Origin of the sequence: Streptomyces alkaliterrae, assembly GCF_007097205.2 — a bacterium.
In the GTDB taxonomy this organism is placed as follows: domain Bacteria; phylum Actinomycetota; class Actinomycetes; order Streptomycetales; family Streptomycetaceae; genus Streptomyces; species Streptomyces alkaliterrae.
In genome coordinates this window covers 1-11,159 of record NZ_VJYK02000184.1, presented here as the reverse complement: position 1 = coordinate 11,159, position 11,159 = coordinate 1, and the positions used below count along the sequence as shown (strand labels likewise).

Sequence of the window (11,159 nt, the reverse complement as noted above, 5' to 3'; positions counted from 1 at the left end):
GATTGGCGTTGGAGGGGGAGGTTTTTGTACAGTGGCGAAACAAAGTGGTTCCGCCCGTTCCCGTCACCTGACAGACGGGTTTCCCTGACCGGCGGGCGGAGCCACTGGGTTCGCCGCGCCCCACCGCGAGAGCGCGCCGCGCCCGCCGGGCAACCGCCTCCCGCCACCAGCGATTCGGAGCACCCATGACCGACGCCGCCCCAGTCGAACTCGCCGCCCGCGCCCTGCTGCTCGACATGGACGGCACACTGGTCAACTCCGACGCCGCCGTCGAACGCGTCTGGCGCGGCTGGGCCGCCGAACAGGGCCTGGACCCCGACCGCGTCCTGGCCGTCGTGCACGGCCGACAGGGCTACGCCACCATGGCCGCACTCCTCCCGGACCGTCCCATGGAGCTGAACCACGCGGACAACCGGCGGCTGCTCGCCGAGGAGACCGCCGACACCACCGGGATCGTCGCCATACCCGGCGCCGCCGCGTTCCTCGCCGCGATCAGCGCCGTCCCGCACGCGCTGGTCACCTCCGCCGACCGGGCGCTCGCCGAGGCCCGGATGACTGCGGCGGAACTGCCGATGCCGACCCTGCGCGTCACCGCCGAGTCGGTCACCGCCAGCAAGCCGGACCCCGAGGGCTTCCTCAAGGCCGCCGCCGACCTCGGCGTCCCGGTGGCCGACTGCGTGGTGCTGGAGGACAGCGAGGCCGGCGTCAACGCCGGACTGGCCGCCGGGATGCGGGTACTGGGCGTCGGCCCGCGCGCCCGGACGCTGGGCGCCACCGCCTGGGTCCCCGACCTGACGGCCGTCACGGTCCTGCGGGGCGCCGACGGCGACGCCGTGCTGCGACTGGCGGGCTGACCGGCCTCTACGACCGGCCGGCGGTCCCGCCCGGGCTCGCGTCGCGTCGGCTCGGGCCGCGTCGGCTCGCGTCGCGGTTGCTCGCGTCGCGTTGTTCGGCGAAGGTGACCGGGGCGTCGAAGGCGGCACGCCGCGTCGCGCGGCGCAGCGCGCGCAGCACCACCGGGCCGAGTGTCAACGTCAGTACGACGGTCAGGGCCGCCCTCGGCAGGTCCCAGCCCAGCGACGTCGCCAGCCAGTACGCCACGAAGCGCGCCAGGTTGGCGGCGAGCGGGTCGCCCGGCACGAACGAGATGCCGCTGCCGAGGCCCGCGATGTACGTCCAGCCCTGGAGGTTCATCACCAGGCCGTAGCCGACCGACGCCACCGCGCCGTACCCGGCGATCAGCAGCAGCTCGCGGCGACCGCGCAGGGTGTCCGCGCCCGGCAGCAGCCCGGCGCCCATCGCCACCCAGCCCATCGAGAGCATCTGGAACGGCATCCACGGCCCCACGCCGCCGGTCAGCAGCGCGGACGCGAACATGCAGACCGCGCCGAGCACAAAGCCGAAACCCGGCCCCAGCACCCGACCGGCCAGGATCATCAGGAAGAACATCGGCTCCAGCCCGGCCGTGCCCGCGCCCAGCGGGCGCAGCGCCGCCCCGGCGGCGGCCAGCACGCCCAGCATCGCGATGGATTTCGCGCCCAGGCCGGTGTCCGCGATCGTCGCGACGACCACGGCGATGAGCAGCGGCAGCAGCGCGGCGAACAACCAGGGGGCGTCCCGCGAGTGGGCGAGCCCCGACGCCGAGTCGGCCAGCAGCGGCCAGCCGAACGCGGCGACGCCGATCGCGGACACCAGCGCGAGCGCCACCGTCGAGCGCGGCCCGAGCCGTACCGCCCGCACCTGGCGCTCCGGCGCCGCGCCGGCGTGCGCGCCCGCGCTCGCGTTCACGCCGTCACCTCCAGCGCGCTTCTGACCTGCGGAACGGTCAGCCACGGCTGCGGCGCGAGGATCTTCGCGACCTGCGGCGCGAACGCCGGAGAGGAGACGACGACCTCCTCCGTCGGGCCGTCCGCGACCACCTCGCCCTGCGCCAGGATCACCACCCGGTGGGCCAACTCCGCCGCCAGCTCCACGTCGTGGGTGGCCAGCACGATGCCGTGGCCCTCGGCCGCCAGCCCGCGCAGCACGGTGACCAGGCGGGCCTTGGCCGCGTAGTCCAGCCCGCGCGTCGGCTCGTCGAGCAGGATCAGCGGCGGCGCGGCGGTCAGCACCACGGCCAGCGCCAGGGCGAGCCGCTGCCCCTCGGAGAGGTCGCGGGGATGCGTGGTGTCGGCGATGCCCGGCAGCAGCCGCGCCACCAGCGCCCGGCAGGTGCCGTCCGCCGCACCTGCGTCCCGGTCGGCGGCCGCGCACTCGGCGGCGACGGTGTCCGCGTACAGCAGGTCCCGGGGCTCCTGCGGCACCAGGCCGACGTGCCGCAGCAGTTCCGCCGGCCGGGTGCGGTGCGGCACGAGGCCGCCGACGGTCACCGATCCCGCCGCCGGCGGGTGGGAGCCCACCAGCGCGCCCAGCAGCGTGGACTTCCCGGCGCCGTTGCGCCCCATCAGCGCGACGGTCTCGCCCGCGCCGACCCCCAGCGAGACCCCGTGCAGCACGTCCCGGCGGCCGCGTCGCACCGAGAGCCGGTCCGCCTCGGCGACCGCGCCGCCCTCGGCGCCGCGACCCTCCTCGGGGCGCTCGGCGGCGGGGGAGTGGCCGACCAGTCGTTCCCGCAGCCCAGCGGCGCGTCGGCGGGCGTCCCGCACCGACAACGGCAGCGGCGACCAGCCGGCGATCCGGCCCAGCTCCACCACCGGCGGCCGGACCGGGGAGACCTCCATCAACGCGGCCGGGTCGCCCAGCCTCGGCGGCTCGCCGGGCCCGGGCAGCAGCAGCACCTGGTCGGCGTACTGCACCACCCGCTCCAACCGGTGCTCGGCCATCAGCACCGTGGTGCCCAGGTCGTGGACAAGGCGCTGGAGGACGGCCAGCACCTCCTCCGCGGCGGCCGGGTCCAGCGCGGAGGTCGGCTCGTCCAGCACCAGCACCCGCGGGTGCGGCGTGAGCACCGAACCGATCGCCACCCGCTGCCGCTGCCCGCCGGAGAGCGAGGCGATCGGGCGGTCCCGCAACTCGACCAGGCCCAGCAGGTCCAGCGTCTCCTCCACACGCCGCCGCATGGTGGCCGGTGGCAGGCCCAACGACTCCATGCCGTAGGCGAGTTCGTCCTCGACGATGTCGGTGACGAAGTGGGCCAGCGGGTCCTGCCCGACGGTGCCCACGACGTCGGCGAGTTCGCGCGGGCGGTGGGTGCGGGTGTCGCGGCCGTCCACGGTGACCCGGCCGTGCAGGGTGCCGCCGGTGAAGTGCGGGACAAGCCCGGAGACGGTACCCAGCAGTGTCGACTTACCGACCCCGGACGGGCCGACGAGCAGCGCCAACTCGCCCTCGGGAACGGTCAGATCGACATCCCGGATCACCGGTGCCTCATTGCCCTCGTAGCGGACGGACACCTGCTCGAAGCGGATCACGGTTTCCTCTCCCGGTCTCCCGGTTCCTGTTCCACGGCCCGGCGGCGCCGGGGGTCGGCGGTCGACCGAGCCGAGGTCGCGGCGGTCGACGGGCCCGGGGCCCCGACCCGTCCCGGTACCGGGGCCCCGACCCGCTCCGGCACCGGGGCCAGCACCGCCGGCAGCAGCCCGACCAGCACGCCGAGCGTCGCCGCCAGCGGTAGCGTCGGCGCCGTCAGCGGCACGGCCGGCGGGTTGGCCGCCGCCGGATCGGCGGCCGCCGTCCAGATCATGACCGCCGCCACCGCCACTCCGGAGCCGCCGACCAGCCAGGCCCGCGCGCCGAACCGGTCCGGGCGGTAGCGGGTGCGGACCGCGCGTCGGCCGCCCAACCGCAGCCCGGCGAGGGCCGCCGCCAACCCGAGCAGCAGCAACGGCAGTCCGAACCGGGCACCCTCGGCGGCCAGCAGCGCGTACGTGCCGACGCACACCCCCAGCAGCCCGCCGAGTGTGAGCACATGGGTGACCAACCGCACCCGGCGCGGCACCTGGGCGCTGCGCCCGTACCCCCGGGCGTCCATTGCCGCCGCGAGCGCCACCGAACGCTCCAACGCGCCCTCCAGTACCGGCAGGGCCACCTGCAGCACCGCCCGCACCCCGCGGTCGTTCCGGCCGCGCAGCCGCCGCGCCGCGCGCAGCCGCTGAACGTCGGCGACCAGGTTCGGCGCGAACGTCATCGCGACCACCACCGCCACACCGGCCTCGTACAGCGCGCCCGGCAGCGACTTCAGCAGCCGCGCCGGGTTCGCGAGCGCGTTCGCCGCGCCGACGCAGACCAGCAGCGTCGCCAGTTTCATCCCGTCGTACAGCGCGAACAGCAGGCCCTCGGCCGTCACCCGGCCGCCCAACCGCACGCCCTGCGCCCAGTCCGGCAGCGGCACTTCCGGGAGGGTGAACAGCACATGCGTGCCGGGGATCGGCGAGCCGAGCACCACGGCGAACAGCAGCCGGATGACCAGCACCAGCAGCCCCAGCCGCAGGAACGTTCCGTAGGAGCGGGCCCACGGCGCGTCCCCGCGCCGCGCGGCCACCACGTAGCCGGCGACCGCCACCAGCAGGAGCAGCAGCAGCGGGTTTGTCGTCCGGGAGGCCGCCGTGGCCAGGCCCAGCGCCCAGATCCACCAGGCGCCCGCGTGCAGGGCGTTCGCCCGGGTCTCACGCGGCGCGAGCAGGGCGCCCAGCCGATGCCGCGCGCCTGGCGCGCGCCCGGCGCGCGCGGCCGCGCCACGCCCGGCCGCGCCACCGCCGTACGTGTTGTCGTCGGAGGTACGCCCGTTCATGACCTGCGACGCCGTACCTGCCATACGGCTCCGCCGGCCAGCACGACAAGCACCACCCCGCCGAGCCACAACGGCACGCCGCCGCCGTCGCTCTTCCCGCCATCCGCCGGACCGCGCTCGCCGCCCACGGCGACGCGTTCGCCGCAACCCGAACGGGGATAGCCGGCGATCGCGCACAGCAGCGCCGACGAGTCGTAGCGCAGCGGCGGCGCGACCGCCGCCAGGGCGTCGGCGGCGCTGGCGTCCGGCGCCACGACGGCGCACTCGGTCCGGCGTGCCGGCGGCGTCTCACCGGCCGGCGCGTCCGCCCGGGTCCCCGGGTCGATGACCAGCGCCACCCGCTTCCGCCCGTCCTCCTCCGCCGTGTCGCCGCAGACGGCGGCGAAGTCGGCCGGGCCGCGCGGTGTCGTCGCGTCCGCCGAGTCCTCGCTGACCGCGAACCGGAAGCCGACCACCGCGCCGTCCACCGGCCGCAGACTCGCCGGGCCCTGCGTGGCGTAACTCCACCGCTCGCCGGACCGATCCCACGTCCAGAACGACCAGTAGCGGTAGCCGGAATCGGCGGCGGCGGCACCCGCGCCGCCGAACAGCAGCCCGGCGACGGCGGCCAGCACCAGCCCGACCACCGCGCCGGCGCGCCCGACCGCCACCGGCGCCCGCCGGGCCACGGCCGAAACGCGCCCGACCACCGCTCGCCGCCTCACTCGTCCTTGCCCGACCCGGCGTCGCCGCTGCCGCCCTCCTGCTGCTTCTTCTTCCGCAGGCTCATCACCAGCCCGATGCCGACACCGGCCAGTACGCCGACGCCGAGCAGCCACATCACCGGGGCGGCGGAGTCCTTGTCGCCGTTGTCACCCTCACCGCCGTCCCTCGGCGTCGCCGCCTCGGCCGGCTCCGGACCGGTGGCGTTCAGCCGCTCGACGAGGTCGACGCCGCCGAAGTCGGCCGGGTCACCGCCGGACGCGTGCACGGCGAGAACCAGCTGACCGAGCGCGGCGGGGCTGTCCTCGACCCCCGGCCACTTGTCGAAGTTGGTCTCCAGCCAGCCCAGCGGCTGCTCCGCCGCCTTCAGATGGCCGCCCTGGGCGAGCGCGAGCGCCGCCTGGGCGGTGGTGCCGAAGTCCGGCTGGTCCTCCGAGCCGGGCATCGACGAGTCCAGCCGGCCGTCGTTCGCATCCAGCGCCCGGACCAGGTAGGCCGCGGCCGCGTCCGCGACGTCGGCCCGCGCGTAGCGGTCGCCTTCACCGCAGGTGGGCGCCTCGACGTCGATGTTCTCGGCGGCCGGCGATTCCTTGGCGACCGAGGCGAAACCGGCGCCCCGCGCCGCCAGCGCGGCGGCGACCGTCGCCAGGTCGTTCGGTGCCAGCGAGTCGTCCTCGGCCGGCTGGTAGGCGAACGCGCCGCGCTCGGCGGCCTTCGCGTCGCAGCCCAGCTGGAACGAGTCGAGCGCGTCGTACGGCGACCGCTCACCGTTCTTCGACCGGACGTCCGCCGGCTTCTCCCCGGCCGCAGCCAGCGCGCCGACGACGATCGCGGTGGAGTTGGCGTCCGAGGGGCTGCCCGGGTTGTAGCCCCAGCCGCCGTCCTTGTTCTGCACGGTCTTCAGCCAGGCCACCGAGTCCTTGACGACCTCGCCGTGCCCGCCGAGCACCGCGAGCGCCTGCACGGCCATCCCGGTGGCGTTGGTGTCCGCCGCGAGCTTCGCCGGGCAGGGCTCGGTGCTGTCCGCGCGGTACGCGGGGAACGCGCCGCCGTCGCACTGCTGCTCGGCGAGCCAGCTCACCGCCTTCCGGGCCGGCACGACACCGGCCGCGTCCTGCGCGAGCAGCGCCGTCGACTGCCGGAACACCCCGTCGTACTGCGGGTCCGCCTTGCCGTACAGACCGGACGGGAGCTTCGGCGACGGCGACTCGTCGGCCACGGCGGCGGGGGCGCCGAGCGCGCCCGCCGTGCCCAGTACGACGGTCGTCGCCAGTACCGCTGCGCTGCGACGCAGGAACATCTCGATGCCTTTCGTGAACGGGTCCCCAAGGCGGCTCCCGCCGCCCGCCGCGCCCACGCGCACCGGTGCACCGGGCTCAGCCTCCGCAGACCTCGACGGTGCCGGACGCCGCCCGCGGCCACGCCGCGGTCCGGCTCCGGGAGCCTTGTCCGTCACGCGGGCGTTCCGGCTCACGGCCCGGGACGCGCCCGGGTCCGCTCACGGCTGCGGGTCAGCGCCGGATTTCCACCGGCTTCCCCCACGTTCGGACGGGTTGTTGCACCCGACACGATAACCGCCCCGCGCCTTCAGGACCGGCGACGACCCCCCGCCGACAAACCCAGCCGGGACATGAGACCGCGCACGTCGGGAGCGCTCCGCCCACGTCAGCCAGGGGTCTCGCGTGGCCGCAGCATCACAGCGATCAGCCCCATGGCCAGCAGCAGGAAGGCCTGGATCAGAGCCAGTACCGAGTTGCCAGGGTGGAGTGGCCAGGCCCATGGCTGAGCAATACCGCCTGTCCGCCACCCGGCGGCCGCACACACCAGTGGTACAGCTGCCGAGAAGGCGACAGCCGCCTTCAGGCCCGCTACCGGCCGAAGCAGGAGCGCGACACCGACGTATCCGGTGGTGTTGCGGGCCATCTCGATGACCGCCGAGTCCGCGCCGAGGAGGTGGGCGGCAGCAGACGCTCCCCAGACCATCGTGACCCAGACCGCGACCCATGCCACCACGCGTACCGCACCGGACCGCACCGCTGTGTGCTCGGTTCGCGGATCGCCTCGGTGAACGCCCTGCAGAATCATTACCGCAGGAAGCAGAGCCACCAACTCGGCGACGACAAACTGCCCGGCCTGCCCGGTCAGGGCGGGCACCGGAATCTCACGCGAACCGATGGTGATCGCCAGGAACAGCGCGGTGACCGTCGCGATCGCCGCGCCCGGCGCGCCCCACGCCTTGATCCACCAGATCATCGCCCGGCTCCTGGAAGTTTCGCGGGATCAAGCACGGGCTTCGTGTGGCAGCTGGCGAGCGCGGAGGTATTCCGTTCGAACCACTCCCGCTGGACATGCCGGGGCTCCTCGGCGACCTTCAACGCCAACGCACGCGCGTCGTCAGTGCTCGAGTCTTCCTCTGGAAGGGGCAACCGGGTGGCCCGACCAAGCCACTCGGCCATGACGGGAAGGACCGCCGCCGCCGGATACGGATCACCGCTCCTGGCGCAGGCAGGCACCGGAGGCACCACCGACCACACCGTCGACTCGATGATGTCCGCCCGCTGGTAGTCACTCTCCACGCGCACCCGAAGCACACGCGTGTCCGGCGTCTTCGACGCCGAGGTGGAAACCGTGGCCGGCACGCGGAGGCCTGCAGTCGTCAGACGGTGGTGAGCCTCGCCCACCGCAGAAATGATCTTCTTCCGCTCAGGCGCGAGCTCGGGCCACAGGCACACTCTCGGCGCCTCCCCGGAACAGATGAGCTCGTCGTCCGGGCGTGCGGCTGTTGACGCCTCCAGGCCGGTGTTCCACACCAGCGCGGAAGCGGCCAGCACGCCTGAAGCCGTGACGAACACGGCGCATGCCACCGCGGCGACTCGGTGACGCATGGCAAGCAGTAGCGCGGTGGCCGCGATAAGGGTGATGGCGACAAGCGAGGCGGAGGCGACCCCGCGCTCTCCGGGAACGCTCTCCAGCAGGCAGCAACTCGTGAGGTCTCCGCCTATCAGATGCCGAAGCCACAGCGGTTCCACGGCCGGTGGATACGCAGACGTCACAAACCCGACGACGGACGCCACCGGAACCGCGATCAACGCGGGTACCACTTGCGCCAGCGCAAAACCGGCCAGCGAGAACGCGGTGATCAACAGCAACCACACGGCGACGATGAGCAGGGCGCGGCCGACATTCCCCGTGCCGGGAGCGGACACCGCCGCGACCACCGTCACCGCGGTCGCCATGGCAGTCGCTCCCATGGCGATCACCGGAAGCAGTAGAGGGAGGGCGATCCGAAGCGGACCTCGTGAGGGCGCCAGCACGGGGAGCTTCCCGCGCCGGACTCGGGTGCCTTCCCAGGCGCCGGAGCCCGCGCACACCGCGAGGACGAAGGCCAACGCGATCGTCGCGTCGCCGACGACGGCAGGCCAGTAGCCGCGGGTGGGATGAGCGGTCAGGTCATCTCTCAGAAGCAGGACCACGAATGCGGCGAGGAAAGGGGTCATCCAGGTCGCCGAGGACGACCGGAGCCAGGTGGACGTCCGCATGCGGTCACACCTCCCTGCGGATCATGCTCAGATACGCCGACTCCGCACGACGCCCGGCAACGGCCTGAGGGTCGGCGTGCCACAGGAAGCCGGGGACGTTCCCCTGGTACCGCACCTGCCCGGAGTCCAGCACGATCACCTCGTCATAGAGCTCGTCGAGGTCCTCGGTCTGGTGGGTGGAGACCACGACGGCCACCTGGCCCCGAAGAGAGTGCAGCAGGTCACGGAAGACCTGCCGCTGCGAGGGATCGAGCCCTGCGGTTGGTTCGTCCAGGAGAAGCAACTCCGCTCCATGGACAAGGGCGCCGGCAATGCCCAGGCGCCTCAGCTGACCGCCGGACAGCTGGTGGGACTTGCGTTGCGCCAGCGACGAGAGGTCGACGCGGGCGAGAGCGCCGCGCGCCTTTCGCCAGGCGTCCGAACGGTTCATGCCCTTGAGCCAGCCGACGTAGGCGGCCTGTTCACGCACGGTCAGCCCGGGTATCGGCGTGACGTCCTGCGGCAGCCAGCCCACGACGCGACGGTACGAAGCACGGCCTCGCCGCCCGACGGGCGAGCGCCCGTTCCAGGTGACGAATCCGGTGTCAGGAGAACGATAGGAGGAGGCGAGGCCCAACAGGGTTGATTTCCCTGCCCCGTTGGGTCCGAGCAGCACCGTACAGCCGGCGGCGAGCTCGGCGCCGAACCGGTCCAGTACGGGCGGCGCCTTGCGGGCGTACGAGTAGGTGCAGCGGTCGAAGACCAGTGTCACGAGTCGTGGTCCTTGGCGAAGTGGGGAGTGGCGTTGACACACACTGCGGACGCCGGCAACCCGGTCGTGGTTGCCGGCGTCCGCGCCGGTCAGGCGATCACCATTCGATCACGACGGGCTTCGCGTCCAGGCGGTATCCGATCACAGCGCCGTTTGATCCGGCCCAGAGTGAAGTGGAGACCCCGAAGAGAACTCGGAAGGGTCACCGTTGCCCGGCTATCGGTGTGCATCACAACGAAGTGCTGATCGTGTTCCTTGGGGGAGGGGGAGGGCGGGATCAAGCCAGGTATCCCGACGGCGTTGATCCCGTTCGCACTTCGTGGTTCATTGACTCCAAGCCGGGGCACACGCTGCCCTGCTCGGCAATCGGGAGGGGAATACCGTGCAGCACGAGGCAACAGCGTCGACTGGCCCCCGCTTCAGGAAGGTCGCGACCGCAGTAGCCGCAACCATTGCGCTCACCTCGATGGCCACGCCATCCGTGGCCGCTGACTTCACGAGTGATCAGTCGGCTTCTCCTTCGCTTGCTTCGCAGCAGGCCACTGAGAAGTACCAGCCAGCCTTATCAACTGCTGACATCGTGGTGATCTGCAAGAACAACGGCAGACACCACGTGGTGAGAACGTATTTTCGCGGGATTCACAGATACACACTTCGATGCGGCACCGACACGTGGGGATGGAAGCACATCAAGCATCGATGGAGTCGGTCCTTCGACAACAAGATCAGCAATGCCATAGCCGACGGGCGACAGGTCCTCAACACGTTCTCCATCTGGACGCTGCCCCCCTGCAGTCGTGAAACCTTCCGAGTGCTGGTCAGTACCCCAGCCGCAAGCAACGACGTCCGCACCGCCTACAAGGTGAACTCGGCCGCCGGTACGTTGTGCTAGGCAGTTCTGTACGCGCGTAACAGTGGAGCGGGAAAAAGGTATGACGCATCATCGCACCGCAGACGAAGGAGCCGCGCCGGCGACTCACGATCCGCTGCCATGCCCCATGGTGACGGACTGATCATGGCGAACCGTACTGTGGCGGAACAGCGTCTCGCTTGCTCCTTCGAGCGCGGGACAACAAGATTTGAGGTCACCGATCTCCGCATCGACTACCACGTCAACCGCAGTGCGACCCTGGTCTTCACGCTGGCGGTCGTGCAACTGGACCGGCCTGTGGAGCGCTGGGAAGTCACCCTGGAGTGGACCGATAAGTCCTTTATCGACGAGTTCACTTCAGCTGCGCCCGATCCTCAGCGACTCGGCATTCTCGTGTCCCTGATCCGCTCGCTGCTGGAGGAGTGGTGGGAAACCAAAGGGTACGAACGCCAGTCGGCGAAGATGGGACGTCGACTCCCCTGATTCAGTAGCGGCTTGCCATGTCAGGCCCCGCGGTCAGCCCTGGGTGGGGCCGGGCCAGATGGCTGAGGCGTCGTCGCGGTGGGG

Annotated in this window: 11 protein-coding genes and 1 riboswitch; of the genes, 3 read left to right on the top strand and 8 right to left on the bottom strand. The window is 72.4% G+C overall.

Annotation, left to right across the window (positions count from 1 at the left end):
• The first annotated feature begins 185 nt into the window (after positions 1-185).
• Positions 186-854 (top strand): HAD-IA family hydrolase, encoded by a 669-nt coding sequence (locus FNX44_RS17310; RefSeq protein WP_143649174.1) that lies wholly within the window; start codon positions 186-188, stop codon positions 852-854.
• A gap of 7 nt (positions 855-861) precedes the next feature.
• Here the strand turns inward: FNX44_RS17310 and FNX44_RS17305 are convergent, their stop codons facing one another.
• The 8 genes from FNX44_RS17305 to FNX44_RS17270 form a co-directional block, all read right to left on the bottom strand.
• Positions 862-1,788: an ECF transporter S component gene (locus FNX44_RS17305; RefSeq protein ID WP_143649173.1), complete on the bottom strand. Its 927-nt coding sequence runs from the start codon at positions 1,786-1,788 to the stop codon at positions 862-864.
• The gene (locus FNX44_RS17300; protein ID WP_143649172.1) at positions 1,785-3,410 is read right to left on the bottom strand and encodes an ABC transporter ATP-binding protein; all 1,626 of its coding nucleotides are present in this window, start codon (positions 3,408-3,410) and stop codon (positions 1,785-1,787) included. The genes FNX44_RS17305 and FNX44_RS17300 overlap by 4 nt, the downstream gene beginning before the upstream one ends.
• Positions 3,407-4,729: an energy-coupling factor transporter transmembrane component T gene (locus FNX44_RS17295; protein WP_143649171.1), complete on the bottom strand. Its 1,323-nt coding sequence runs from the start codon at positions 4,727-4,729 to the stop codon at positions 3,407-3,409. The genes FNX44_RS17300 and FNX44_RS17295 overlap by 4 nt, the downstream gene beginning before the upstream one ends.
• Positions 4,726-5,397, bottom strand: coding sequence for an SCO2322 family protein (locus FNX44_RS17290; RefSeq protein ID WP_500274133.1), 672 nt, complete (start codon positions 5,395-5,397; stop codon positions 4,726-4,728). Before FNX44_RS17290 ends, FNX44_RS17295 begins: the two co-directional genes overlap by 4 nt.
• A gap of 32 nt (positions 5,398-5,429) precedes the next feature.
• Positions 5,430-6,731 carry an SCO2321 family membrane protein gene (locus tag FNX44_RS17285; protein WP_143649170.1) on the bottom strand — a complete coding sequence of 434 codons (1,302 nt, stop codon included), beginning with the start codon at positions 6,729-6,731 and terminating at the stop codon, positions 5,430-5,432.
• Positions 6,732-6,870: 139 nt separating this feature from the next.
• Positions 6,871-7,019, bottom strand: a riboswitch (cobalamin riboswitch).
• A gap of 77 nt (positions 7,020-7,096) precedes the next feature.
• On the bottom strand, positions 7,097-7,684 hold the full coding sequence (locus tag FNX44_RS17280) for a hypothetical protein (protein WP_143649169.1): 588 nt from the start codon (positions 7,682-7,684) through the stop codon (positions 7,097-7,099).
• Positions 7,681-8,970, bottom strand: coding sequence for a DUF7224 domain-containing protein (locus tag FNX44_RS17275; protein WP_143649168.1), 1,290 nt, complete (start codon positions 8,968-8,970; stop codon positions 7,681-7,683). The genes FNX44_RS17280 and FNX44_RS17275 overlap by 4 nt, the downstream gene beginning before the upstream one ends.
• A 4-nt stretch (positions 8,971-8,974) precedes the next feature.
• On the bottom strand, positions 8,975-9,721 hold the full coding sequence (locus tag FNX44_RS17270) for an ATP-binding cassette domain-containing protein (RefSeq protein ID WP_143649167.1): 747 nt from the start codon (positions 9,719-9,721) through the stop codon (positions 8,975-8,977).
• A 382-nt stretch (positions 9,722-10,103) separates the two neighbouring features.
• Here FNX44_RS17270 and FNX44_RS17265 point away from each other — a divergent pair, with 382 nt between their 5' ends.
• Both FNX44_RS17265 and FNX44_RS17260 read left to right on the top strand, forming a co-directional pair.
• A complete protein-coding gene (locus FNX44_RS17265; RefSeq protein ID WP_143649166.1) occupies positions 10,104-10,613 on the top strand; it encodes a hypothetical protein in 510 nt (169 codons plus the stop codon).
• A gap of 99 nt (positions 10,614-10,712) precedes the next feature.
• The gene (locus FNX44_RS17260; protein ID WP_143649165.1) at positions 10,713-11,075 is read left to right on the top strand and encodes a hypothetical protein; all 363 of its coding nucleotides are present in this window, start codon (positions 10,713-10,715) and stop codon (positions 11,073-11,075) included.
• Positions 11,076-11,159: the final 84 nt, after the last annotated feature.